This window comes from Massilia sp. TS11 (assembly GCF_022012445.1).
Classification (GTDB): Bacteria; Pseudomonadota; Gammaproteobacteria; order Burkholderiales; family Burkholderiaceae_D; genus Telluria.
In genome coordinates, this window is sequence record NZ_JAKLTS010000001.1 from 105,819 (window position 1) to 131,453 (window position 25,635).

Genomic DNA, 25,635 nt, shown 5'->3' on the forward strand with positions numbered 1-25,635 from the left:
TCCGTGCTCGAGTGAGGCGTTTTGATGTCTGCAGGAAAAATACTCTCGATTTTTTCAATACCGAGAACGGGGACCAGCCACCTGTTTGAATTATTGACCAATGTTTCGAATCTGCTCGTATTAAAGGAAGTGTTGCACCCGGAAGCCGCGTATGGCTTCCAAGACCATTTTGAATTGCTGGAAGAACTTTCCCAGACGATGCGCCTGCCGCGTTTCGATTCGATCTTCGACCGCGATCTGGTGAACTGGCTGCGCACGCATCCCACGGAGTTGCTGGATTTCCTCGCCAGCCAATCTGGGCGTGTTCCCGCCTTTAAGATTTTCCCCGGTCATTTGCCGATCGATATAATCGATAGTGTGTTGCTACAGCGCGAAGATATCGTTCCCGCGTTGGTGTTCCGGCGACCGATCGATACCTATATTTCCGATATCAAGGCGATGCAGTTGAGCGTGCATCGAGAGGTGGATACCACGAGCGTACAGGTGATTCTCGATGCAGGACATTTCGTGTGCTGGTGGGAGGCCAACCGTGTGTGGTACTCGGCGATCACGGCGCGCATGAAGCGCCGTGGACTGACGCCGCTTCGCCTCAGCTATGAGGCCGATATCTGTGGCGATCCTCGCCTGATCACTTGGCATATTCTCAGCAAACTCAAGGCATGCGGCTTGGATTCGGGCGAGGTGAGATTTGAGAATGTTGGCTTGTTCAAGCAGGATTTACAGCCCGATTATGGAAAGAAGGTACTCAACTGGGAGGAATTCCTCGAATATATCGTTGTGAATAATCACACAGAAAAACTGTATGGCTATTTCCTCGATTAGCATTACATGCATGCGACGCGCACAGTGAAAAGGTGAGTCATGAACTTGTACCGCGTCAAGGACAGGATTTCCTATATTGAACATCAAGAGCGGCAGGCGGTGATGGTGGATGCCATGCACCAGCATTTAGCCGGTGTGATGGCAGGGGCGGGGGCAACGTTTTTTGTCCCTGGCTATTCCTATCCGGCCGGCCGCATGGTTGATTTTTTGGTCGATGACCAGTACGCCTGGGAAGAGGGGGTTATTAACTGGCGTGAACGCGTTGTGTGCCCGATCACTGGTTTTAATAACCGTATGCGCGCCACGATCCATATATTGGACTTGGAAGGTAATCTTTATCCGGACAGCACTATCTATTTGGCGGAGCAGCGTACGCCATTTTACAGTTTCTTAAAAGCGCGCTACCCGAATTTGATCGGTAGTGAACCGGCAGAGCTCGACCAAGAGAGTGGAATGGTGGACGACAGCGGCATCCGGCGTGAGCATGCCGCGCAGCTCAGTTTGCCGGACGCATCGGTTGAGTTGGTGTGTTCCTTGGATACCCTTCAAGGGGAGGCCGATATTCCGCGTGCCCTGCGTGAGTACTGGCGAGTCCTGAAGGTGGGCGCCTGCCTGATCTGGTCCGTGCCTTTCGCGCGTGAACGTTACGAACATGAGGATGCGTCCGATTTGCCATCCAGCGCGCGCCGTTGCGGGTGGCAGATGCTTGACCAAGCGAGAGCCGCGGGTTTCTTCGATGTCTATGCTCTATGCGTCAGCTCGATCGAGTTCGCTTATCTCGGCGAAGAGCAGTTGTTGTTCGTTGCCCGCAAATAGACTGAACATGAAAGAAAGCCTGAACGCGGTTTTTGAGTGGCAGCCTAGTGCGCAGACGCACAATCTGGGCGACCACCTAGTGCAATTGCTTGGGCCGCGCTGCTTCACGCATAGCGCCTGGCAGCGATTGCAGTCCGATACCGAACATCTTTATATTTTGATCGGCTCGTTCATCTGTGACTATAACTTGTCGCGAGTAGTTGATGCGGGCCGCAAACCCGTGTTGGTTGGCGCGGGATATCGTGGCGAGATCGTATCGGGCGCCCTGATCGACCAGTCCATATTCGTCGCTTGCCGCGGACGGCACACGCATGAACTCTTGCGACAGCATCGTTTGAACGTCCCCGTTATCGGCGATCCTGCAGTAGTTTTGCCAATTCTGGTCCCCCGCAGGCGACGTTTGCGGCGGCCCAGTCTGCTGGTCCCGCATATTGGCGACCCGCAACGCACGCAATATGTCCCCGGCGAACACGGCTGCGATGCCTTGGTGCAGGCTGAGACGCGCGATACCGACGATCTGATAAGATTGATTAGAGACATTTCTTCGGCTCGTTTTGTGCTGGCGGGAGCGATGCATGCCGCAATCATTGCGTATGCCTATGGCGTGCCTTTTGCCTTCTTCCGTCCCGCGAGTGGCTATCTGGACTGCCCCTACAAATGGGAAGATTGGCTGACCAGCATTTCCGAGACAATGATTCCGGTTCACTTTGTCGAACACTTGGCCGATGGTCAAGCCTGGTTTGACCGTTACTGTGCCAGTCTGCCGGCGCCGCGCATGGTCCCGGTACTCAGCGCATATGGACGGCTGGGCGACTTGCGGCCCTGGCTGGCGTTGCGGGCAGCGCTGCACGACGCTTGGGCAAATTTCCGCGAGTTGTATCAAGGCGCGCGTGGTTTGTCGGGCGGCGAAACCGATGTGATAGAGCAGGCGGCATCTACCCGTGGTGGAATCCGCATGCGGGATAGATTATAGAAGAATTTTTTTATTTACTGGAGAAAAACAAATGACGATGGATGCGCGTACTACCTATATCCGGGATACCCTGCTCGGTTCGGCGGCTTTGAAGCAACGCGTGGCTGAAGACGGAAACTTGCTTGCGGCTATTGAAGCGGTCGCAGCCGTGTGCATCGAAGCACTCCAACGCGGCAATCGCATCATTCTCGCGGGCAATGGTGGGAGTGCTGCGGACGCCCAGCACATCGCCGCGGAATTCGTGAGCCGTTTCATGTATGACCGTCCGGGTTTGCCCGCCATGGCCTTGACGACCGACACTTCGATGCTGACGGCGATTGGGAACGACTACGGTTTTGAGAAGCTGTTTGCACGACAATTGGAGGCGAACGCGCGCGCGGGCGATGTCTTCATTGGCATCTCGACTTCGGGTAACTCGCCAAATGTGCTGCTTGCTCTGTCCAAATGCAAAGAGATGGGCGTAATCTCGGTGGGCTTGGCGGGGCAAGGCGGAAAGATTCAGGAAGCATGCGATCATGTGATTGCGGTCCCGAGCTCGGAGACGCCGCGTATTCAGGAAACGCACATTACGATCGGTCATGCTATCTGCGGGCTGATCGAGTCTGCGATCTTCCCGCGTCACGGTTGATACGGGGCCGGCATGCAGGCTGTAATTCTTGTTGGCGGGCGCGGCACGCGCCTTGGCAAACTGACCGCCAATTGTCCCAAACCGATGCTGCCGGTTGCCGGTCGCCCGTTTCTGTTCTATGTCATCGAGGCTTTGCAACGCCATGGCGTGGACGAGATATTGCTGCTTACGGGTTATCTCGGAGCCACCTTTGATGCTCTGATCGCTGAATATTCGGACGAGCTTTGTCATTTACGTATCGTCCAGGAATCGGTCCCCTTGGGTACGGGCGGTGCCTTGTTGCATGCGCAGAAATATCTCGCTGAGCAGTTCCTGGTGTTGAATGGCGATACCTTATTCGACATTAATTTCTCCGATTTTTGCAGTACACCGCCCCCACCGGACGGCGCGCGCCTCGCGTTGCGCCGCGTGGAGGACGCGAGCCGCTACGGCAAGGTTGAGCTGCATGCTGAGCGTGTCGTGACCATGAACGAGAAAGGGGCATCCGGCGATGGCCTGATAAATGGCGGCATCTACTATGTGCATAAAGGTAGCCTGAGCTTGTTGCCAGCGGGAGAATCTTCGTTGGAGCGGCAATTGTTCCCTGCCTTGGCCGCGCAAGGCAAACTCGAAGGCAAGGCCTATGCAGGTTTTTTCTTGGATATTGGCGTGCCAGCCGATTTCGAGTCCGCGCAAGTCTTGATTCCGGCACAAAGGACACGCCCCGCGGTTTTTCTCGACCGCGATGGCGTGATCAATGAGGACAGACACTACGTGTTCCGTCCCGAGGAATTTGCCTGGATGCCCGGCGCCCGCGAGGCCATACGCTACTTGAATGAGCGCGGCTACTATGTATTTGTCGTCACCAATCAAGCCGGTATCGCCCGCGGCTACTATGGGCGCGATGATGTCGACGCCTTGCATCACTGGATGCAGCGCGAGCTAGCGACTGCCGGTGCCCACATTGATCGTTTTTATCTTTGTCCGCACCATCCGGATTTCAGCGGGCCGTGCGATTGCCGCAAACCCAAACCCGGCATGCTCGAGCAGTGCTTCGCGGATTGGCCGCTGGTGCGGGCGCAGAGCTTTTTGATTGGCGATAAGCAGTCCGACGTCGATGCCGCCAGCGCAGCTGGCATCCGCGGCTTCCTATTTGAGAGTGGGAACTTGCTCGATTGCGTAAAGGCCCTTACATCTTGATCGCATCCTCGATCACAGCCTTTCCATTCAAAAACTGGCCTGCCGTACCGCCCTTTCTATTTCCTCTTCTTCGCAGACAATTTTTTCTTCCTGTGCTGCCGACGGTGCGAAGACGGGCATCGTCGATGGTACCGATTGTGTCGTCGGTCCATTCAAGAAATGCTTAGTGAACAAGCGCATGACGTGGGCGACTTCGACGTCTGTCACTTGCCGGAGATCATCCGCGTCGTAGCGGTCGCCGCTCGCTGGTGAGGTGATTATTTCGTTGGAGGGGAAGTAGATCACGCCTTCCCGGCCATTGGCGACCTCGTCGGCAGCTACCCGCAGAATGGCTTTACTGACTGTGGTCGATGTCAACACATGCCTTTGCTCATAAATTGCCACCAAAGGCACTGGCGAAACATTCAGAATGAACTGGACGCCAGGATTGACGGAGCGGACCTTATGAAAAAGCTTCTTCAAATCGGCGATGACGCAAAGCAGAGGCTAGGCCCGCGGTCTGGCAATTGGAAGATACTACGATCCTTGGCGACATGAGTCATCCGTTTGAGACTGTGCTTGCGAGAAGCAAGCCGTGAAGGGTGTCCCTATTTTATGCGAGTACGAAAATTCTCGCCAACAAGACTGGGAAGATCTACTTGCTACTTATCCCTGACGCGAAGGGCTTTGCTGTACCATTGGACAATTGGTTCAAACTTGTATTGTGCTTGCATTGCAGCGTTTCACATTGAATTGGGGCGGGGGATGGTGAAGAAGTTTGATGAACGTGCCGAAGCTTTTGTCGGCGTAATTTTTGATGACTATTATGCGGGAAGTAAATCCGCCGAGAAGTATATTCAACATGATTGGACTGCGATTAAATTTGAGCCGCCGGCGGCTTGGTTGCGGGACACCTATCTCCATCAGGGTCATGTTCATGATGAGGACCTCAGGATTTTTCGCTGTTTCAATGACCCAGAAACTTGCGTCATTGATGTGGGCGCCAATTGGGGGTATAGCGTAACGTCTTTGTGGGCGGTAGGTGTCCAGGCGAAAATCTTCAGTTTCGAAGTCAATCCCATGAACCGGGACTGCTTGGACGTCATTCGCAACTTTGCGCCGGACCGGTACGACTTCGATATCGTGGGATTGGGGGACCACACCAACACGCTCAAGTTCGTCATTCCGCTGTGTAACAATATTCCGATTGCGGCTTTGTGCAGCGCGTCGTCTGCACCTAACACGCATCACCTTGCCCGGAACGTCGTATCCCACATGCGGACATATTGTCGCGACGACGATATTGATGTCGGAATCTTCACATACACAACGGAAGTCCGCAGTTTGGACAGCTATATTGCTGGCTCCGCTTGTTCTTTCTTGAAGGGGCCTATAGCGGCGATCAAAATTGATGTAGAAGGGCTCGAAAGCAAAGTTCTGGCGGGTTCGGTGTTAACGTTAAGTCAGCACAAGCCTTTGATCATGCTTGAAGGTGCCAATAGGGATCCCGAAGTGCGGGCTATCATGCAAAGCTTAGGTTACCTTTTTGCAAATCGAGACGGAGACAAACTGGTATTGCATGAAGAAATCAGTGGCAACGTCAACGGGTTTTTCGTGCACAAGAATTTACTGAACAGTTATCGTGACCTGGGAATACTAACACTGGCCTAGCCGCCGTATCTCGATGAGCGATCTTCGGATCAGATGCAATTCGCGTATCCAGTTTAAGAATTGCGATGTGAATGCATGACGTTGTTTCAGTGCTGGGTGCGGACTTGATCGCCCTGCACTGCGACGGTAGTTGACTGGTCTCGATTATTTATCGCAGCAGCACTCTAAAAATGTTCCTAAAGAAAATCTTATGAAGGTTTACTCGGTTGCAAGCTTCGACGAATTTCAACGTCACTGCGAATTGTCGGCTACAGCATATTCCGAACATATTCAGTCGCTCGAAGATGTATTGCCTGCTGATGACAGGCCTTTTACTCTACGTGGCTATTCCTGTTCAGCAGAAAAAGAGGTCGATTTCTATTGTGATTTCAATTGGGGCAGTGGCTTTCCGAATATGAATTGGCGAGAGCGGGTCGTGTGTCCGATTACGCATCTGAACAATCGAATGCGTGCGGCTCTCCACGTGTTCGAATTGTTCTCGAATGTCTACGATAGCGACTCCATTTACATCATGGAGCAAACCACGCCGATGTATAGTTTTCTGCGGAATCGCTATCCAAATTTGATTGGATCGGAGTATTTGGGTGATGTCGTTCCATTAGGTGCGTTGGACGATCGCGGATTGCGGAATGAGGATGCCACGAGACTGACGTTTAGTGATAATTCACTGAGTACGATATTGAGCTTCGATGTACTAGAACACATCTATGACTACAAAAGTGCGCTCAAAGAGTGTTTGCGAGCTTTGAAACCGGGAGGGAGCTTTTTTTTCACAGCTCCATTTAATCCCTATTCCGTTGAAAATATTGAGCGCGCTGTTTTTGACGAACAAGGTCAATTGAAACATTTACTCGCCCCCGAATATCACGGAAACCCACTTTCAAGTGAGGGTGTATTGTGTTTCCGACACTACGGATGGAGTCTCTTGCGGGAGTTGCGCCAAATCGGATTCGCAGAGGCGAAAGCCTTGGTCTTTTTCTCCTCTGCAATGGGATACTGCACTCGCCAATTGATCTTTCATTGCCGCAAGGCATCATAGCGCCGTAACTTGCCTGGCGTGGATTTCGCATACTTTCCTCTATCTATTTCACTCTTGAACTTGTTCTCGCTGGTGGCAAACTTGGACAGGTTTGTAAAGCCGAAAATGTATGGCAGCCGAAGACAGCGACGCAGAACGAACAGAACCAGCGTCACAAAAGCGACTCGAACAGGCGCGCGAGGAAGGGGACGTTCCCCGCTCGCGTGAGCTGGCCACGTTCACGGTGCTGATGGCGGCCGGGGCGGGCCTGTGGTTCGCCGGCGGCGGGGTGCTGGAAGCGCTCAACACCATGCTGGTCGACGCGCTGTCGCTCACGCGCGAACAGGTGTTTGTGCCGGAGGCGCTGCTGGAACGCGTCGCGCGCGATCTGGTCCAGGTGCTGATCGCTTGCCTGCCGCTCGGCGTGGCGGTCATGTTCGTGGCGCTGATTTCGCCTGTGCTCATCGGCGGCTGGCTGTTCACTCCGAAGGCGTTTCTGCCCAATTTCGGCAAGCTCGATCCGATGCGCGGCTTGGGGAATATGTTCTCGTCCAATGCGCTGGTGGAGCTGCTCAAGGCCATCGCGAAGACGATTCTCGTCGGGACCATCGCCTGGGTGGTCGTCATCAATGAAATGGACGCGGTCATCGGCCTGATTTATGAGCCGGTCGAGAAGGGCAGCGCGCACATGGTGCAGTTGCTGGGGTCTACTTTTCTGTTCATCGTTGGCGGTCTGGGGATTATCGCGGCGATCGATGGACCTTATCAGCTCTGGCACTATGCCAATAAGCTGAAGATGACGCGCCAGGAGGTCATTCAGGAGGCCAAGGAATCGGAGGGTAACCCGCAGATCAAGGCCAAGATCCGCCAGCTGCAGCGTGAAATGGCGCGCAAGCGCATGATGGCGAATGTGCCGACGGCGGATGTGGTCGTGACTAACCCGACGCATTATGCTGTCGCCCTGCAGTACAAGGAGGGCTCGCGTGGCGCACCGCGTGTGGTCGCCATGGGGGTGGATGCGACGGCCTTGCGGATTCGCGAAATCGCGCTGGAGCATAAGGTGGCGATTCTGGAGGCGCCGCCATTGGCGCGCGCGCTCTATACGCACTCGGAATTGGAGCAGGAGATTCCGGAAAAGCTCTATGCGGCGGTGGCGGAGGTGCTGGCTTATGTCTATCAACTGCGCATGTATAAGTCGGGCGCGGGGCGCTATCCGGATCGGCCGACCAGGATTGCTGTGCCGGCGGAACTGGATCCATTGAATCCGCAGGCGCAGAAGGGTGGGGCGGCGCCGCAGTGAGGGGGGCCGGGCGGCACGGATAGCGCGGGCAGCGCGGGTCTGAAGACCCGCCCTACGACCCGCCCTACGACCCGCCCCACGACCCGCCCTACGACCCACCCCACGACCCGCCCGACGACCCGCCCTACGAACCGCCATTCGACGCGCCCGACGACCCGCCCTTCGATTCACCTTACGACCTGAGTTGAGGGTGAAACCGCCGCTTATTTGAGGGATCACTTCTTCATTGCCCGTGAGACACTTCTTGCATCATCAAAGGAGTGTCGCTATGAACAACCTGCCGCCGTGGCTGCGTGACCTGCTCGCTGGCATGAACACCAAGGGCCTGGCCGCCCCGATTCTGATCATCTTGCTGCTGGCAATGATGGTGCTGCCGCTGCCGGCTTTTGTTCTCGACCTCTTCTTTACCTTCAATATCGCGCTGTCCGTGATCGTGCTGCTCACCAGCCTGTACACGGTCAAGCCGCTCGACTTCATGGCCTTCCCCAGCATCCTGCTGGTGTCCACCATGCTGCGTCTGTCGCTTAACGTGGCGTCCACCCGTGTCGTGCTGACCGAGGGCCACACCGGCGCGGATGCGGCCGGCAAGGTGATCGAGGCGTTCGGCCACTTCCTGATCGGCGGTAACTACACGGTCGGTATCGTGGTCTTCATCATCCTGACCATCATTAACTTCACCGTCGTCACCAAGGGCGCGGGCCGTATCGCCGAAGTCGGCGCGCGCTTCGCCCTCGATGCAATGCCGGGTAAGCAGATGGCGATCGACGCCGACCTGAACGCTGGCCTGATCGGCGAGGCCGAAGCCCGCGCGCGCCGCCAGGAAGTGGCGCAGGAAGCGGAATTCTATGGCGCCATGGACGGTGCCTCGAAATATGTGCGCGGCGACGCGGTGGCCGGCATTCTGGTCACGGTCATCAACATCGTCGGCGGCTTCATCGTTGGCATGGTCCAGCACGATATGGCCTTCACCGCCGCCATCCAGAACTACACGCTGCTGGCCATCGGTGACGGTCTGGTCGCGCAGATTCCCTCGCTGGTGATCTCGACCGCCGCCGGTATCATCGTCTCGCGCGTGGCCAGCGAACATGACATCGGTTCGCAGCTGGTCAATCAGCTGTTCATGCGCCCGCAGGTGCTGTACATCACCGGCGGCATCCTCGGTGGCATGGGCATCATTCCGGGCATGCCGCACATCGTCTTCCTGCTGCTGTCTAGCATGCTGATCGCGGCTGCCTACCTGCTGTCGCAAAAGGCCAAGCAGCCGCAGGCCGCCGAGGAGACCAAGCAGCAGGCGGCTCCGGCCGAAAACGAGGAAGCGACCTGGCAGGACATCATGCCGGTCGATACCCTGGGCCTGGAAGTCGGCTACCGCCTGATTCCGCTGGTCGACAAGCAGCAAAGCGGCGAGCTGCTCAAGCGTATCAAGGGCATCCGCAAGAAATTCGCCCAGGAAGTCGGCTTCCTGTGCCCGCCCGTGCACATCCGCGACAATCTGGAACTCAAGCCCTCGGCCTACCGCATCACGCTCAAAGGCGTGGAAGTGGGGCAGGGCGAGGCGCTCAACGGCCAGTACCTGGCCATCAATCCGGGCATGGCCAGCGGCTCGCTGCCGGGCCTGGTGACGACCGATCCGGCCTTCGGTCTGCCGGCCGTCTGGATCGACGCCGGCCTGCGCGACGAGGCGCAGTCGATGGGCTATACCGTGGTCGACGCGGGCACGGTCGTGGCCACGCATCTGAACCACCTGATCACCACGCACGCCGCCGAACTGCTCGGCCGCACCGAAGTGCAGGCCCTGCTCGACCATCTGGCCAAGGAAGCGCCCAAACTGGTGGAAGACTTTGTGCCGAAGGTCGTGTCTCTGACCACGCTGCAGAAAGTGCTGCAGAACCTGCTCAGCGAAGGCGTGCACATCCGCGACATGCGCTCGATCATCGAGGCCCTGTCCGAGCATGCCACCGCCACCCAGGACCCGAACGAGCTGACCGCGCTGGTGCGCGTGGCCCTGGGCCGCGCCATCGTCCAGCAGATTTTCCCGGGCACCAATGAGCTGACCGTGATGACCCTGGACAACCGCCTCGAGCGTCTGCTGATGCAGGCCCTGGCCGCCGGCGGCGGCGATGGCTCGGGCATCGAACCGGGCGTGGCCGACACCCTGGCCCAGCAGGCCGGCGCTGCCGCCGCCCAGCAGGAGCAGATGGGCCTGACGCCGGTGCTGCTGGTGCCGGGACCGCTGCGCCCGCTGATCTCGCGCTTCCTGCGCCGCGCGCTGCCGAATCTGAAAGTGCTCTCGCACTCGGAGATTCCGGATACTAAGACGATTCGCGTCACCAGCCTGGTTGGCGCACCCACCTGATCCGGCCTTTCCCGTATCATGGCGCATCGATACGGGAGAGGACGATCATGCACACGGTGGACATCGCGGCGCTCGAACCAGCGCTGCTGGAGCTGGTTGACGCGGCAGGCCAGGCCATCATGGCCGTCTATACGCGCGCCGACGGGGCGGTGCAGGTCAGCCACAAGGCCGATGCCAGTCCGCTCACCGAGGCCGACCTGGCGGCCCATCAGATCCTGGCCACGGGCCTGGCAAGGCTGACGCCTGCTATCCCTGTCGTGTCCGAGGAAGGCGCAGACGACGAAGCGCTGCGCACCGGCAGCCCGGTCTTCTGGCTGATCGATCCGCTCGACGGCACCAAGGAATTCCTGGCCAGGAATGGCGAAATGACGGTCAATCTGGCCCTGGTCGTGCAGGGCCGCCCGGTCTGGGGCATCGTACAGGCGCCGGCGCTGGGCCTGAGCTATGGCGGCGGCCGCGGCCTGGGCGCCTGGCGGCTGGCCGGCGGGCAGCGCAGCGCGATTGCGGTGCAGCCGCTGGCGGCGGGCCCGCTGCGCGTGGTGGCGAGCAAAAGCCACCTGAACGACGCGACGCGCGCGTTTATCGCCGCGCTGGGCGAAGTCAGCCTGGTGCAGGCCGGCAGCTCACTGAAACTGTGCCGCGTGGCCGAGGGCAGCGCCGACGTGTATCCGCGCCTGGGCCCCACTTGCGAATGGGATACTGCGGCCGCCCAGGCGGTGCTGGAAGGAGCGGGCGGGGTGGTGGTCGACCTGCAGGACCAGCCGCTTTCCTATGGCAAGCCCGACGTACTGAATCCGCATTTCGTCGCCTCTGCCGTGCCGCTGCGCCAGTTGCTGCGCGGCTGAAGCCTGGCACAGGCAGGCCTGCAGGCAGCGCTGCTGGGCGCGCAGCTGACCGTTTTCGCGCACCAGGGCCAGCGCACCGATCAGGTAGGCAATATACAGTGCAGGCGGCCCCAGCAGGAGGAGCACGGCCCAGCTGGCGCCGCCGAGCGCGCCGATTGCGACGAGATGTTTGAACGCGCTGCCTATGGCCGGCCTCCTTGTCCGGCTTGGACGCGCGCAGCCGGCGGCGAGTTCCGCCGGCTCAGGGCAGCAGATGCAGACGGCGCCAGGCGGGCAGCGACTGGTTGAGCACGTCGGCAACGGCGCTCTGCACCAGCGCCTGGTGCTCGCCGGCCACACCTGCACCGGGGATCTGCGCGCGCAGCTCGCCCAGGCGCTGGCCGACCCAGGGGGCGATGGCGGCGGCGCTCGGCGCCATGCCTTGCAGCAGCGCATGCAGGACCAGGCGCTCAATCAGATGGCTGTGCACACCGCTGCCGTAAGGCGAGGCCAGGTATTGCCATTCGTCGCTGGTCTGGGCGCGTGCGGCGACCGCGCGGTTCAGACGCCAGGCCGCACTGCCATCGGCCACCCAGCCCGGCAGCACCGGCAGCACATGCCCGCCCTCGATCATCAGATTCATGACCTGCAGCGGCACCACATGGGCGCTGTGGGCGAAGGCGGGCAGGCTGCACAGGGCCGCCAGGGTTTGCGGTCCCGTCGCCAGGGCCTGGTAGACGGCGTCGAAGTGCTCGCGCTTGCCCTGCATCTCGCGGCCCAGCACCCGCGTCGTGTAGCGCTGCTCGGGTTTGACCTCGCGCGCCACCACAGCAAAGGACTTCAGCCAGGCCAGGTGGGCGGCCGGCGCCATGCGCACGGCGCCGCGCATGTACACGTCGCCGCGAAAGCCGATATTGAGCACATAGTCGCGCACGGTCTCGCGCAGGATCGGGTCGGCAATGCCCGCCAGCATGGCCAGCTGGGGCGGCGTGAACAGCAGATTTTCATAGATCGTGGCGGCCGAGGCGCGCGTCACGAATTGCAGCTTGGCCGATCCGAGCGCGGCCGCCACTTGGTCGAAATAGAAGGCGCGCCAGTGCGGATGCAGGTATTCGTGCACCAGATAATTGACCGAGGTCTGGTTGAAGCTGGCGAGACGCCGGGCCGCGCCGGGCTGGTCTTTGAAATAGGCGCTGTCGTGCTCGGCCAGCGCTTCCAGCAGCTGGCGCGCGCCGGCCACCTGGCGTTCGGCCGGGCCGGGGTTGGCTTCGGCATAGCGCGCAAACAAGTGCTGCAGCGGGGCCATGCCGCTCCAGCCGGGCAAGGCGTTGTAGCTGATGTAGACGATGCCGCCCGGCTTCAGAAAGCGCTGGATGAAACGCTGCAAATGCTGGCGGTTCTCCGCATTCACCCAGCTGTAGATGCCGTGCAGGGTGATGAAATCGAATTGCGGCAGGCCGAGCTCGGCCTGGGCCATGGTCGCGAAGTCGTGCTCGAACAGGTGCACATTGTCGAGCTGGGCGGCGCGCGCGAGCTGCTGCGCCTCGGCGACGTGGCCGGGGTTGAAATCATTGCCGTAGAACTGGGCATGCGGGTGGGCCGCGGCTTGCACCAGCAGGGTCAGGCCGCGCCCAAAGCCCAGTTCGCAATAGCTAAACGGCGCGCTGGCGTCGGGCGGCGTGTAGCCGTGCAGTGCGCACAGATAGGCCAGAAAGCTCGGCGATTGTTCGCGGTAGTGGCCGCTGGTGTACGGTGTGCCGCTGGCATAGCCCTGGGTCCAGTCCATGGTGGCCTCGTCAGAGAGATTGAAGCAGTTTGATCTGTGCGTTCAGGCAGTGTTTCAGTTCCAGACGCTTGATTTTCGGCGGCGGGCGGCGCATCGGCTGGGGCGCGGCCAGGTGGGCGATCATGGTGTCGGCAAAGGCATCGGCATCGTAGAACGGCAGCGTCGGCACGCCGAGCTCGGGCGCGAATTCCTCCACCGGCGCGGTGGCCGAGCCGACCAGTGGCGCGCCGCTCATGCCGGCCTCGAGGAAGGACCAGGACAGCACGAACGGCGTGGTCCAGTAGCTGTGCAGGCGCGTCACGCTGAGCATGTCGGCAAACACCGGATAGGGCACCTTGCCGAGGAAGTGCACGCGGCGCAGGTCGAGATCGGCGCCGACTTCTGCCAGCATGTGCTCGCGCCAGGTCTTGCCGCCCGGGGCCGGCCGGCCATAGCCGGCGCCATCGCCGCCGACCACCAGCACCTGGGCCTTGGGGCGGCGCGCCAGCACGCGCGGCAGCGCGCGCATGAAGACCTGGAAGCCGCGCACCGGGTCGAGTTCGCGCGCCATGAAGCTCAGCACTTCGTCGCCCGGCTGGAAGCGGTGGGTCACGCGGCCATTGCGCTCGCCGAGTTCGACCTTGGCGTCCGGGCGGTAGGCCACGGCGGCGCTGTCGATGCCCTCGTGAATGACATGCAGCTTGCGCTGCCATTCGGCCGGATAGGTCGACTGCTGCCAGCGCGTGGGCGTCAGGCCGAGGTCGGCCGCCTCCAGGCTCACCAGCTCGCTGGCATTGCGCAGGCGCAGGCGGCACTGCTGGCGGAAATTCAGCGGCGGGTCTTCCGGGTCGAAGCCGACGTCCTGGCCGTGCTCGCGGTAGAAGTATTCGCAGTAGACGGCGATTTTCGCCTGCGGGAACACGTCGCGCAGAAACAGGGCTTCGCCCCAGCCGGAGTGGGCCACGATCACGTCCGGCACGAAGCCTTCGTGCTTCAGGCGCAGGGCGGCGGCGGCGCAGCCTTCGCCGCGCAGGATCTTGCTTTCCTGTTCGGTCATCAGCAGGTCGAGGCCCGGCACCGGCTGGCGCAGAATCTTGTAGTCGCGCTTCTCCACGCCGGGCGGGGCCGGCACGCCTTCGATGGCCAGGGCCACCACCCGGTTGCGTGGCGACTTCGCCAGTTCCGCCGACAGGCGCAGGAACTGGCCCGGGAAGTTCTGGTGGACGAACAGGATGTTCACGCGATCACGCTGGCCATCTCGTTGAGGATGGAGGCCGGCGTGTCCGGCATCGTCGCCAGGGCCCACAGGTCGTAGCGGCTGCCTTCATGCACCATCACTTCCTCGAACCCGGCCTCGACCAGTGCGGCGCCGAGCGAACTGGCCGTGAAGCCGGTGCGGTGGGCCATGTAGGGCTGGCCGCGCTGAATCGAGTCCTGGTGCCCGAACAGGATGTCGAGCGGGCGGATCGGTCCGGCCGAGGATTCGTACAGGGTGTCGGTCAGGCGGTCCTCGACCACCAGGCGCGCAATCGCGCGCAGGTCGGGCAGGGTGATCAGGGCAAAGCCGTCGGGCCGCAGAATGCGGCGAAACTCAGCCAGTGCGCGCGGCACGTCAAAGCTGTCCAGATGCTCCAGGTTGTGCGAGGACCAGATCGCGTCGATGCAGGCATCGCGGATCTGGTCGATCTGCGTGATCGAACCGATCAGATCGGGCTGATAGGCCGGTTCGATGTCGTAGCGAACCTCGCGCCAGCCGGGCGTGCGGAACACTGGCGGCAGGCGGTCGTTCATCGGGTCGCCGCAGCCGACGTTGAGGACAATCCGGGCGGCGGTGGAGGTGGGGTCGTTCATGCTTCGCTCGTCGATGAGGGCAGGCCGGGACGGCGCGGGTGGCGCGCGCGCGGCGGCAGGGCCAGGCCGCCAAAGGCCTGGCTGTGGGAATCAAGATTCAGGCTCGGATGGTAGGCCGGGTCCTGCAGCAGCACATGGCCCCAGCGCGTGCGCAGTTGCTGCAGCTCGCGCGTGGCGCGCGCGCGCTTGGCCGGATCGTCCTCGCGCCCGCGGCTGGCCGACTCGGCGTGGCGCAGGCGCGCGAACGGGGTCCAGACGATGGTCTGGCCGCGCGCGCGCAGCTTCAGGCACAGGTCGACGTCGTTGAAGGCGACCGGGAAGGCCTGTTCGTCCAGCCCGCCGACGGCCAGGTAATCGCGCTTGCGCATCAGCAGGCAGGCGGCGGTGACGGCGCTGAGCTGCTGCACCACCTGATTGCGCCCGTGGTCGCCTTCGTCGGCATCGCTCAGGCAATTGCCGAAGTGGGCGGCGGCATTGCCCATGCCGAGCACCACGCCGCCATGCTGGACCATGTCGTTCGGCCACAGCAGCTTGGCGCCGACGGCGCCGGTATCCGGGCCCAGCTGGCTCAGCATTTCCTCGAGCCAGCCCGGGTGCAGGGCCTCGATGTCATTGTTCATCAGGACGATGAAGTCGCCGCTGGCCGCGTCGACGGCCAGGTTATTGAGGCGCGAGAAATTGAAGGGGCCGGGCGCGGACAGGATGCGGGTGCCGCGCTTGGCCTCCTGGCGGAACAGGGCCTTGGTGGCGGCTTCGCTCGAGCCATTGTCGACCACGATGATTTCCAGCGCCGGCCAGGCTGTGTGGGCGCGCACCGAATCCAGGCAGGTGCGCAGCAGGTCGGCGCGGTCGCGTGTCGGGATGATAATGCTGACTGTCTTGCCCTGGGTGGCGCGGGCCGGCTTGCGCTGCAGCCGGCGCGAGGCATACGCGGCCGGCGCATCGGCGCGCGGCAGCAGGTGCGCCTGCTTGTCGATCTGCTTTAACGCGGCCTGGGCGGCGGCCAGGCGCGCGGCCTGTTCGTCGGCCGCCAGCGCCTGCAGGCGCTGATAGAGCACGCGCGGCACATGCGCGACCGCCGTGCCGGCGGCCAGCAGGGCCTGCCAGGCGAGGCTGGCGGCATCGGCCGGTAGGGCCTTGGGGTCGAGCAGGCTGGCGCGCAGGCACAGGCCGTCGAGCGGGTAATCGCTGGCCAGCGCGTAGTCGCGGTCCCAGGCCGGCTTGAACCAGGGGCCGGCGCTGTCTTCGCTGTCGCAGTAGGCGACCTGGACCTCGGGGTCGGCAAACGCGGCGTCGAAACTGGCAGCGCTGTGCGGGCGCAGGCAGTCGCCGGCGCGCAGGCACAGAATCAGCTCGGCCTTGCTGGCGCGGGCGGCGCGCAGGCGTGCGCTGAAGTCCTGGCGCGCATTGGCGAACAGGGTCGCGCCGGGCAGGGCGGCGACACTGGCAGCGCTGGCGGCGCGGGCGTCGGCGTCGGCGCCGGTCTCGGCCAGGACAACGGCCAGCCTGTGCTTGCCGGCGGCCGGCGCATCGGCTTCGAAGCTGGCGCACCAGGCACGGTAATGCTGCCAGCCGAGGCTGCGCGGCAGGAAACGTTCATAGCTGCTGGCCAGGGCCCGCAGGGCCGGCGTGGCGGCCTCGCTGAGCAGGGCGCGTGCGCCGGCAGCGTGCGCACAGACGGTCAGCGGGCTGCCGTTCACGGCGCGGCCTTCGCCGTCGACGACATGGATCACATGCTCCTGGCCGTCGGCCAGGCTGAGCGGCAGATCGAGCACGAAGCTATGCGGGCCGCTGTGGTGTTCGCGCGTGGTCGGATGGTCGAGATTGGCCACGGTCTCGGCCAGGACGGTCTGCTTGTCGAGCGCGCGGATGCGCAGCTGCAGCTGCGGGCGCAGGCTGTCCACGGCCCAGCCGTGCAGGCGCAGGCCGCCGTCGTGAAACACCATGCTGGTTGCGGCCAGCGGCGGTTTGACGTCGGCATGCAGTTCGACTGCGCCCTCGAGCGTGCTGTCGGTGTTGGCCACGCGCGCCGTCAGCACGGCCCGCTGGCCGGGGCGCAGCAGGCCGATGTCGGCCACAAAGCCGTGGCAGTGGTCGGGCAGCTCCGGCCAGTGCGGCGCCAGATCGCTGCGCAGCACGTCGGCAGTGGCCGTGCACAGGGCGGTGCCATCGAGGCAGATTTCGACGACGACGCGGGCGTCCGGCTGGCTGGCGTCGATGGCCCAGCCGTACACCAGGCCGCGGTGCTCGCCCTCGATCCGGCCTTGCCAGCGCTGGCGCTGGGTCTTGCTGCTCTTACGTGAATTCATGCGTTCTGCAGGTCCGGTGCGGTTTGGGTTCGGCGTTTGCTTGCCTTGGGCACCGGTCCCAGCAAGGACTGCAGCAAACGTTGGGGATCGAAATCGGCATCCAGGCGCAGGCAGCGGACGCCGGCCGGCACCGGGACATCCGGTTCGGCCAGGATCAGCTCGCAGCCGGCCAGACCGACCAGGGTGGTGTCGCTGATCAGCGGCTGGCTTTCGGGGGCGGCTGCGGGCAGGGCGTCGAGCACGCCGGTGTGCACCAGCGCCTCGTTGGCCTCGCCGATCAGCAGCAGGCGCCAGCGGCCATCGGCGGCGCTGGCCAGGCCGCGCGCCAGCTGCAATATGGCCGGCGTATGCGCGCCCAGGCGGTGCTGCCAGATGGCGATGCGGCGCGTGCGCGTGGCCAGCGGCGGCGGCAGTGTGCGCGCCACCTCGTGGCTGCGGGCGAAGGTCGCCAGGCAGTCGGCGGTCCAGTCGCAGCCTTGCGCCTGCAGGGCCGCCAGCAGGGCCGCGCGCGGCGCGCGCGCGCCATCGTCGACCAGGAAGCCCTGGTATTCGACCGCATGCTGCGGGTAGCGGCCATACAGCACGCTGAGGTTCTCGTGGACGCGCACAGTCTTTTCAAAACGGAAGGAGACCGTGCCCGCATGGGCGACGAACACGCCGCTGGCGAGCCGGTGCCGATACCCGGCCGCGCGCGCGCGCAGGCACCAGTCGACTTCCTCGTTATAGCCGCGGTTAAGGGTGGCGCCATCGAAGCCGCCGATCGCGTCGATCGCTTCACGCCTGAGCAGGACGGCAAAGCCGCAGCAGGTCGGCAGATCGATGTCGGCGATGCTGCCGGCCGCGTGCAGGGCGGCGGCGGTGCTGTCGATGCGCGCCAGCTGGGCTGCAGTCGGCATGCGCGCCGGCGCGACGATGCGCGGGAAGCTGCAGATCTCGCCATTATTCGACCACGGGGCGGCGCTGGCGATGTCGGGCGCCGCATGCAGGGCGGCGCGCAGACGGTCGATCCAGTCGCCATGCACGAGGGTGTCGGCATTGAGCAGCAGGACGTCGAAATCGGGCAGGGCGCGCATGGCGCGGTTGCAGGTCTCGATGAAGCCGAGGTTGTAGGGATTGCGCAGCAGATTGATGCGGCCGGCCGCGGCCTGGGCATCGAGCCAGGCGCGCAGTTCGCTCTCCGGGCTGGCATCATCGACCACCAGCACGGCCGTCGGCGTGCGGTTGTGGGCCAGGCTGGCCAATACGCTGTCGATGCAGGCGCGCGTCATCGCGGCCGAGCGGTAGACCGGAATCACCACGCCGACCGGACGGCCTTCGGGCGGCGCCGGCCGCGGGTCGGCTGCCGGCGCCGGTGTGGCGAACACCAGCGGCGAGCCGGCGAACAGGGCGCCGCCATCGGCCTCGCTGAAGGCCAGCGACCAGACCTGGCCGGGCGTGGGGCAGGGAATCTGGAAAACGCGGCCGTCGGCCGGTACGCGCAGCGGATAGCGCCGGGTCTCGCAGGCCAGCACGATGTCGACCTGGGCGGCCCCGGCCTGGGGCGCGCGCAGCACGCGCGCGGCGATGCCATCGGCCGTCTTCCAGCAGGCGCCAAGGGCAGCGCTGCCTCCGGCGATGGCCAGCAGGCTGTCGGCCGTGCCGGCCCGGGCGCGCGCCGGCAGCAGGGCAGGCAGCAGCTCGCGCACGCTGCGCGTGGCGCCGGCCTGCTGCCAGGCCTTGAGCAGCAGATCCTGCAATTGCGGGTCGTGCGGGCGACGTATCCAGGGCTGGAACCAGGCCTTGGCGTTCAGGGCCGGGCGCACCTGCTCGAGGATCTTGGCGCGCAGCAGATGCGGCGGAATCTGGCGCGGATAAGAACGGCACAGGGTTTCAACGCCGATCAGGGCCTCGGCCAGCTGGCCGGCCTGGAACGCGCCAAGGGCGGCCTGCAGCTGGGCTTCGGCGCGCGTGCGCGGGGCCTGCAGAGCCAGTTCTTCCAGGAAGCGGGGTGGGGTCGTCATGCGTGAAGGCGCGCCTGCCGGCACGGGCCGGCAGGCTGGGCAGGCTTACTTGGCCTTGCTGCCCGGTTTGCTCTTGAACACCTTGGTGCGGCTGTCCGACTTCCAGGGATTGGCCGCCTTGGGCAGGGCAATGCGCGTCCCGAGCTCGAGCGCGACCAGATGCTCCAGGCCGCTGGGACCGCTCAGGGGCATGCCGGACATGACCGGCACGGTGAAGCCGCCCGAGAAATAGGCGTTGCCCGTCAGTTCGAACTTGGCCGCATCCTTGCCGATCAGGCTGAAGCTGACTTCGGTCAGGCGGCGCGCTTCGCCGCGGGTGCCGCAGAAATCGCCGCACTTCATCAGCGCGGTCGGGCCGTGGTCTTCGATCACGGCGCTGTAGGTCAGGTCGATCGACTTCGGCTTGTCCGGCCATTCGAGCTGGAAGCCTTCGAGGCGGGCCGCGCTGGCCGGGTCGCCCAGGGTGGCGCCCGGCGCCGCCACGCAGTCGCCGCGCCGTTCAATATGCCCAACCAGGGACAGGCCTTGGGGCGGAATTTCCAGCACATCGGCCTCAGCGGCAGGCAGGGCGGCGGCCGCACCGTCGTCGAGCCCGATCTCGTCGATGCGCAGGGCCGGGGCCGGCTGGCCGGCTTCGACAAACGCACTGACCAGCAGATGGACCTCGGCATCCTTGATATGCATGACGATGCAGTCGGCGCCATTGCGCAGGATGGCGCCCTGGGTGCCATCGGTCCACAAGGCCTGAATATTGCCGCGGCCGCCAGGGGCGCGCGAGATGCTGATCGGCACTGCGGAATCGGCCGGGTGGCGCAGGATGAAGATGCCGGGTTTCAGAGCGACGACGGAGTTCTTGATTTCCATAGGCTGTCTGTCAGATGGGGTTTGGGGCCTGATGATTATAGGGGCAATCAGCGAGCGGAAGTAAGGCTTTTGAGGTCAAAAAAAACCCGGCGCGGGGCCGGGTTTTGCCAAGGCGGCAGACTGCCCGCCAAATGTACGATCAGATGATGCCGCTGACGATGGTGACGTTGCCGATCACCTGAGCTTCGGTGTGGACATTGCCAGCGATATTCGCGGCGCCAACCTGGGCGAACTGATAGATCAGGTCGGCACGGGTGGCGCCGTGGCTCAGTGCATCGGTCCAGAAAGCGACACCGGACGCTTCGCCAGCGCGGCCGAAGGTGTGCTGGTACAGGCCCTGCACGAAGTCGGCGTCGGACAGCGCAGCCTGAGCAGCGAACTCGGACACGTGGGTGAAGGCGTTGGCGATCTGCTTGAGGCTGACGCCGGCGCGGCCCAGGTCGAACCAGTAGTCCAGGCCGCCGGCATCGGCGGTGCGGCCAAATGCGGTCTGGTACAGCGTGGTGATGGCCGCTTCGACCGAGTCCTTGGCGAAGACCAGGGCCTTGCCCTGATCCAGCTGCACGTACTGGATCTTGCTGATGTCGGTGACTTTGTGCGTGGTGTTGTCGGTGATGACGGCATGGCCGTTGCTCGCAGACACCAGGTAGTTGGTGGCCGTACCGCTCAGCTTGACGACGGAGTAGTTGCCAGAGCCGCCGACGATGGTCGAATTGCCCAGGCCAGCTTGGACAGTGTCCACACCGAGGCCGGTCGTCACGGTGCTGTCGCCGCTGCCCAGAACGACCTGGGTATTGCGCGCGTCGGCCACAATGATCTTGTCGCCGCCAGCGGAGCCGACCACCACGCGGTCCACGGTGCCAGGCGCCGAGGACGGTACGGTGACGCCGTCGTTCAGGGTGGCGACCACGCCGCCCTTGCCCTGGAAGATCACCACCGGCACGTTTTTCGGCGGGGCGATGACGGTCGGGACATTGGTATTGCCCGGATCGATCATCACAACCTCGGAGCCGCTCGGCACCGTCACGTTGCCGCTGGTGTCAGGTGCAGCCGTCTGAATCGTGACCACGGTATCGCTACCCTTGGTGGTCAGGTTCAGGATTTTATTGATCGTGTCATCCGTGAAGACGACGGGACTCGCTGTTTTCAGCGCGTCTTTGACTGTCGAAGTATTTGATTCGTACATATTAGCCCCCGCTTATACGGCATTGGAGTTATTAATTGCCGCCACCCCAGGCGTGTTTTGGACCTGAGGTGGATCACTTGTTGGGTGTGATGAAGATCAGGCATATCACACAATGCATCAGGGCGGATTATAACCTGCTGCAACGCAAGAATTCTCTCCGAAACACACATTCTTGTATCGGAATGTTGCAACTTCGCGTATGTACATAATGGGAATTATTTGCGAACGGAAACGATCGAAAGCCGCATGTTTCCATATGGAATTGAAAAACCGGTTTGGGCGTCAATACATCGAATTGTTGCCGCAAGAATGCAAAAAATTGAACGTCGCCGGTTCAAAATCTCTGATCAAAGTGATGATTGAAGTTATGCCGATGTAAATACATTCCCCTGCAGATGCTGCGTCGCAGCATTTACGCCTGAAACCATGTTTGAGGGAAATAACCGGCTTTTCCCGCACTATTCGGCCGATGGTCGGGCAGGGCGTTTCGGAATAATGGCAGCTATCAGAAGAGCACTGCTCCCCGAGGTTGACCATGAATGTCCAGAAATTTACCGCCCCCACTTCCCGCGACGCCCTGCGCAAGGTGCGCGACGCGCTCGGCCCCGACGCCGTGATCCTGTCGAACCGTCCGGTGGACGGCGTGATCGAGATCCTGGCCCTGGCCAATGAGGATGTGGCCGCTGTGGCCGCACCGCCGGCGCATTCCGAGATGGCCCAGCCGAAACCGGCGCTGCAGATGCCGGCCGAACCGCCGCGCGCTGGCGCCGCCGGTCCCGACTTGCAAGCCGTGGTCCAGGCCGCTGTGGCCCAGGCCAAGGCCACGGCCGCCGCCGAAATGCAGGGCATGATGGGCGAACTGCGCGCCATGCGCGGGCTGATGGAAACCCAGCTGGCCGAATTGTCCTGGGGTAACACGCAGCAGCGCGAGCCGCACAAGGCCGCCGTCCTGCGCGAGATGCTGGCGGCCGGTTTCTCGGCCAGCCTGGCGCGCTATCTGATTGAACGCCTGCCGGCCGGCAAGGACGCGGCCGAGAGCCAGCGCTGGATCCGTAACGTGCTGGCCCGGAATCTTTCCGTGATGAGTAATGAGGACGCCATCCTCGACCGCGGCGGCGTGTTCGCCCTGGTTGGCCCGACCGGCGTCGGCAAGACCACCAGCACGGCCAAGCTGGCCGCGCGCTGCGTGATGCGCAATGGCGCCGACAAGCTGGCCCTGATCACCACCGACGCCTACCGGATCGGCGCCCACGAACAGCTGCGCATCTACGGCAAGATCCTCGGCGTGATGGTCCACTCCGTCAAGGATGAGGCCGATCTGCGCATCGCCCTCAAGGAACTGCGCAACAAGCACACGGTGCTGATCGATACGGTCGGCGTGTCGCAGCGCGACCAGATGGTCAGCGAACAGGTGGCCATGCTCAGCGGCGCCGGCGCCCATGTGCAGCGCCTGCTCTGCCTGAATGCGACCTCGACCAACGAGACCCTGAACGAAGTCGTGCGCGCCTACCAGGGCCACGGCCTGGCCGGCTGCATCATGACCAAGCTCGACGAAGCGGCCTCGATCGGCAATGTGCTCGACGTCGTGATCCGCCAGAAGCTGATGCTGTACTACATCTCGAACGGCCAGCGCGTGCCCGAAGACCTGCACCTGGCCGACCGCAATCTGCTGGTCGAGCGCGCTTTCGCCCTGCAGGCCGACAGTGCCGCCGCCCTGTTCAATGATGCCGAGCTGCCGGCCGTGATGGCCGCCGCCCAGTCCGACCGCAGCCTGGGCGAGGTGTATCTTGGCTAATTTCGATTTCGATCAGGCAGAAGGCCTGCGCCGCATGCTGGCGGGGCCCAAGCCCCGCATCATCAGCTTCCTGTCGGCCACGCCCGAAGACGACAAGGGCGCCATGCTGGTCAATCTGGCCGCCTCGCTGGCGCGCACCGGCCATGAAGTGGTGGCCGTGGACGCCTGCGAAGACGACTATGGCATCGCCGCCCGCCTCGGCGCCGACTACGGCAGCAGCCTGCTCGATGTGGCGCGCCAGGAATGCGGGCTGAACCAGGTGATCCACGCGGTGCCGCAGGGCTTCGGTGTGGCCCAGCTGTCGGGCGGCCGCCTGGGGTTCGCCAACAAGGACGATACGCGCCGCCTGGCCAAGACCTTCGATGTGCTGGCCCAGCAGACCGGGATCGTGCTGGTCGACGCCAGCTTCGGGGTGCGCGACCAGTTCCCGCTGCCCGTGCTGGCCACGGCCGACATCGTCGTCCAGGTGTCGAGCAAGGCCAATTCGATCACCAATGCCTACGGTCTCATCAAACGGATGAGCCAGCATCTGGGCAAGCGGCCTTTTGGCATTTTGGTCACGGGTGCTTCCGAAGTGGAAGCAAAAGTGGTGTACGATAATATGGCTGCCGCGTGCAGCAAGTATTTGGCCGTGCAACTGACGTCCCTGGGCTCGGTGCCGGCCGACGAATATCTGCAGCGCGCCGCGCGCCTCGGGCGGGCGGTGGTCGACGCGTTTCCGCTGGCCGGCGCCTCGGTCGCCTTCCGCCGCTTGGCGGGACGCTTCGCCCTGAATACAATACCGGACTTCGGCCGCACGGGAGGGGCCACCCATCTTGGCTCTTAAACAAGACAAATAATGTACACGGTCAAAGGCAAAGCGGACAAAGACTACTTGCTGACGGAGCATATGCCCCTAGTCAAGCGTCTGGCCCACCATATGAAAGCCAAGCTTCCGCCCAGCGTGGAAGTGGACGATCTGGTCCAGGCTGGCATGATGGGCCTGCTCGATGCCATCAACCGTTACGAAGAGCACCACGGCGCCCAGTTCGAAACTTATGCCGTGCTGCGCATCCGTGGCGCCATGCTCGACGAGCTGCGCAATTCCGACTGGTTGCCGCGCTCGATGCGTCAGAACATGCGCAAGATCGAGACGGCCATGCAGGCCCTGCAGCAAAAGCTCGGCCATCCGCCGTCCGAATCCGAAGTCGCCAAGATGCTCAAGCTGTCGCTGGCCGAATACCAGGACATGCTGTCCGACGGCGGCGGCCACCAGCTCGTCTACTACGAAGATTTTCACGATCCCGATGGCAATGACAGCTTCCTCGACCGCTATGCCGTCGACGATGCCGATCCTCTGCGCAGCCTGCTCGAAGGCGACTTCCGCCAGGCCGTGATCGAAGCCATCGATTCCCTGCCGCCGCGCGAAAAGATCTTGATGGGCCTCTACTATGAGGAAGAGCTGAACCTGAAGGAGATCGGCGCCGTCATGGGCGTGTCCGAATCGCGCGTGTCGCAATTGCATACCCAGGCCGTGGCCCGACTGCGTGCCGCCTTACGGGAGAGGGCGTGGACTGGACCAGCGTAGCCGGACTCTTGCTCGCGCTGGCCGGCCTGCTGACCGGCCAGTACCTCGAAGGCGGTAAATTCCAGTCTCTGGTACAGCCCGCCGCGTTTGCCATTGTGGTGGTCGGCACGCTCGGCGCCGTCCTGCTCCAGACCGAACTGAAGACCCTGCGCCGCAGCCTGCGCATGCTGCGCTGGGTGTTTCGTCCGCCCGCCAACCGGCGCCAGGAGCTGGCGCGCGACATCGCCGCCTGGAGCCTGTCGGCGCGCCGCGACGGCCTGCTGAGCCTGGAACGCGCGATGAAGGACGCGCGCGACCCCTTCATCCAGAAGGGCCTGCGCCTGGTGGTCGACGGCATCCATCCCGACAAGCTGCGCGCGATTCTCGAAGTCGACGTCGCCGCCCACGAATTCGCCGAACGCCAGGCTGTGCGCACCTGGGAGGCCGCGGCCGGCTATTCGCCCACGGTTGGCATCATCGGCGCCGTGCTCGGCCTGATCCACGTGATGGAAAACCTGGGCGAACCGGCCAAGCTGGGCGGCGGCATCGCGGTCGCCTTCGTCTCGACCGTGTACGGGGTCGGCCTCGCCAATCTGTTCTACTACCCGGTGGCCAACAAGCTCAAGGCCATCGTCAACGAGCAGGTGACCCAGTACGACATCCTGACCGAAGTGTTCTACGACATTGCCAGTGGCGACCATTCGCGCGTGATTGAAGAGCGTGTCGGCAGTCTGCTCAACCGGCCTTGAGACC

22 protein-coding genes are annotated in these 25,635 nt (G+C 62.9%); 14 read left to right on the forward strand and 8 right to left on the reverse strand.

Features of this window, described 5'->3' with window-relative positions; genetic code table 11:
• Positions 1-24: 24 nt before the first annotated feature.
• From LZ005_RS00490 to LZ005_RS00510, 5 genes are read left to right on the forward strand one after another with little or no spacing between them, the layout of a single operon-like run.
• On the forward strand, positions 25-822 hold the full coding sequence (locus tag LZ005_RS00490; protein ID WP_237803129.1) for a hypothetical protein: 798 nt from the start codon (positions 25-27) through the stop codon (positions 820-822).
• A 39-nt stretch (positions 823-861) separates the two neighbouring features.
• Positions 862-1,638, forward strand: coding sequence for a methyltransferase domain-containing protein (locus LZ005_RS00495; protein WP_237803136.1), 777 nt, complete (start codon positions 862-864; stop codon positions 1,636-1,638).
• 7 nt (positions 1,639-1,645) lie between these two features.
• Positions 1,646-2,611, forward strand: a complete 966-nt coding sequence (locus tag LZ005_RS00500; RefSeq protein ID WP_237803138.1) for a polysaccharide pyruvyl transferase family protein — start codon at positions 1,646-1,648, stop codon at positions 2,609-2,611.
• Positions 2,612-2,642: 31 nt separating this feature from the next.
• Positions 2,643-3,239: a D-sedoheptulose 7-phosphate isomerase gene (locus LZ005_RS00505; protein ID WP_307727761.1), complete on the forward strand. Its 597-nt coding sequence runs from the start codon at positions 2,643-2,645 to the stop codon at positions 3,237-3,239.
• Positions 3,240-3,251: 12 nt separating this feature from the next.
• Complete coding sequence (locus LZ005_RS00510) at positions 3,252-4,418, forward strand: HAD-IIIA family hydrolase (RefSeq protein ID WP_237803152.1); 1,167 nt, start codon at positions 3,252-3,254, stop codon at positions 4,416-4,418.
• A gap of 27 nt (positions 4,419-4,445) precedes the next feature.
• Here the strand turns inward: LZ005_RS00510 and LZ005_RS00515 are convergent, their stop codons facing one another.
• The gene (locus tag LZ005_RS00515) at positions 4,446-4,880 is read right to left on the reverse strand and encodes a GSCFA domain-containing protein (protein ID WP_237803155.1); all 435 of its coding nucleotides are present in this window, start codon (positions 4,878-4,880) and stop codon (positions 4,446-4,448) included.
• Positions 4,881-5,162: 282 nt separating this feature from the next.
• Between LZ005_RS00515 and LZ005_RS00520 the strand changes: the two genes are divergently transcribed.
• From LZ005_RS00520 to cysQ, 5 genes are all read left to right on the forward strand, one after another.
• Positions 5,163-6,068: an FkbM family methyltransferase gene (locus LZ005_RS00520; protein WP_237803161.1), complete on the forward strand. Its 906-nt coding sequence runs from the start codon at positions 5,163-5,165 to the stop codon at positions 6,066-6,068.
• 130 nt (positions 6,069-6,198) lie between these two features.
• Complete coding sequence (locus tag LZ005_RS00525; protein ID WP_237803174.1) at positions 6,199-7,107, forward strand: class I SAM-dependent methyltransferase; 909 nt, start codon at positions 6,199-6,201, stop codon at positions 7,105-7,107.
• Between the two features lie 109 nt (positions 7,108-7,216).
• Positions 7,217-8,386 (forward strand): flagellar biosynthesis protein FlhB, encoded by a 1,170-nt coding sequence (gene flhB / locus LZ005_RS00530; RefSeq protein WP_237803176.1) that lies wholly within the window; start codon positions 7,217-7,219, stop codon positions 8,384-8,386.
• Between the two features lie 268 nt (positions 8,387-8,654).
• Positions 8,655-10,742, forward strand: coding sequence for a flagellar biosynthesis protein FlhA (flhA, locus tag LZ005_RS00535; protein ID WP_237803185.1), 2,088 nt, complete (start codon positions 8,655-8,657; stop codon positions 10,740-10,742).
• A gap of 47 nt (positions 10,743-10,789) precedes the next feature.
• A complete protein-coding gene (gene cysQ, locus LZ005_RS00540; RefSeq protein ID WP_237803187.1) occupies positions 10,790-11,587 on the forward strand; it encodes a 3'(2'),5'-bisphosphate nucleotidase CysQ in 798 nt (265 codons plus the stop codon).
• 241 nt (positions 11,588-11,828) lie between these two features.
• Here the strand turns inward: cysQ and LZ005_RS00545 are convergent, their stop codons facing one another.
• From LZ005_RS00545 to LZ005_RS00575, 7 genes are all read right to left on the reverse strand, one after another.
• Positions 11,829-13,352, reverse strand: a complete 1,524-nt coding sequence (locus LZ005_RS00545) for a class I SAM-dependent methyltransferase (RefSeq protein WP_237803195.1) — start codon at positions 13,350-13,352, stop codon at positions 11,829-11,831.
• 10 nt (positions 13,353-13,362) lie between these two features.
• A complete protein-coding gene (locus tag LZ005_RS00550; protein WP_237803197.1) occupies positions 13,363-14,571 on the reverse strand; it encodes a glycosyltransferase in 1,209 nt (402 codons plus the stop codon).
• Positions 14,568-15,182 carry a methyltransferase domain-containing protein gene (locus tag LZ005_RS00555; RefSeq protein WP_237803199.1) on the reverse strand — a complete coding sequence of 205 codons (615 nt, stop codon included), beginning with the start codon at positions 15,180-15,182 and terminating at the stop codon, positions 14,568-14,570. The genes LZ005_RS00550 and LZ005_RS00555 overlap by 4 nt, the downstream gene beginning before the upstream one ends.
• Positions 15,179-17,491 (reverse strand): glycosyltransferase, encoded by a 2,313-nt coding sequence (locus LZ005_RS00560; RefSeq protein ID WP_237803213.1) that lies wholly within the window; start codon positions 17,489-17,491, stop codon positions 15,179-15,181. Before LZ005_RS00560 ends, LZ005_RS00555 begins: the two co-directional genes overlap by 4 nt.
• Positions 17,488-19,491 carry a glycosyltransferase family 2 protein gene (locus LZ005_RS00565; protein ID WP_237803215.1) on the reverse strand — a complete coding sequence of 668 codons (2,004 nt, stop codon included), beginning with the start codon at positions 19,489-19,491 and terminating at the stop codon, positions 17,488-17,490. The genes LZ005_RS00560 and LZ005_RS00565 overlap by 4 nt, the downstream gene beginning before the upstream one ends.
• A 45-nt stretch (positions 19,492-19,536) precedes the next feature.
• A complete protein-coding gene (locus LZ005_RS00570; RefSeq protein WP_237803217.1) occupies positions 19,537-20,355 on the reverse strand; it encodes a hypothetical protein in 819 nt (272 codons plus the stop codon).
• Between the two features lie 139 nt (positions 20,356-20,494).
• Positions 20,495-21,541: a DUF4214 domain-containing protein gene (locus LZ005_RS00575; RefSeq protein WP_237803220.1), complete on the reverse strand. Its 1,047-nt coding sequence runs from the start codon at positions 21,539-21,541 to the stop codon at positions 20,495-20,497.
• A gap of 535 nt (positions 21,542-22,076) precedes the next feature.
• Between LZ005_RS00575 and flhF the strand changes: the two genes are divergently transcribed.
• From flhF to LZ005_RS00595, 4 genes are read left to right on the forward strand one after another with little or no spacing between them, the layout of a single operon-like run.
• On the forward strand, positions 22,077-23,336 hold the full coding sequence (gene flhF / locus LZ005_RS00580) for a flagellar biosynthesis protein FlhF (RefSeq protein WP_237803222.1): 1,260 nt from the start codon (positions 22,077-22,079) through the stop codon (positions 23,334-23,336).
• Positions 23,329-24,162: an antiactivator of flagellar biosynthesis FleN protein gene (locus LZ005_RS00585; protein WP_237803224.1), complete on the forward strand. Its 834-nt coding sequence runs from the start codon at positions 23,329-23,331 to the stop codon at positions 24,160-24,162. Before flhF ends, LZ005_RS00585 begins: the two co-directional genes overlap by 8 nt.
• Positions 24,163-24,174: 12 nt before the next feature.
• The gene (locus LZ005_RS00590) at positions 24,175-24,903 is read left to right on the forward strand and encodes an RNA polymerase sigma factor FliA (RefSeq protein WP_237803233.1); all 729 of its coding nucleotides are present in this window, start codon (positions 24,175-24,177) and stop codon (positions 24,901-24,903) included.
• Positions 24,885-25,631, forward strand: a complete 747-nt coding sequence (locus LZ005_RS00595; protein WP_237803242.1) for a flagellar motor protein — start codon at positions 24,885-24,887, stop codon at positions 25,629-25,631. Before LZ005_RS00590 ends, LZ005_RS00595 begins: the two co-directional genes overlap by 19 nt.
• The last annotated feature ends 4 nt before the right edge of the window (positions 25,632-25,635 follow it).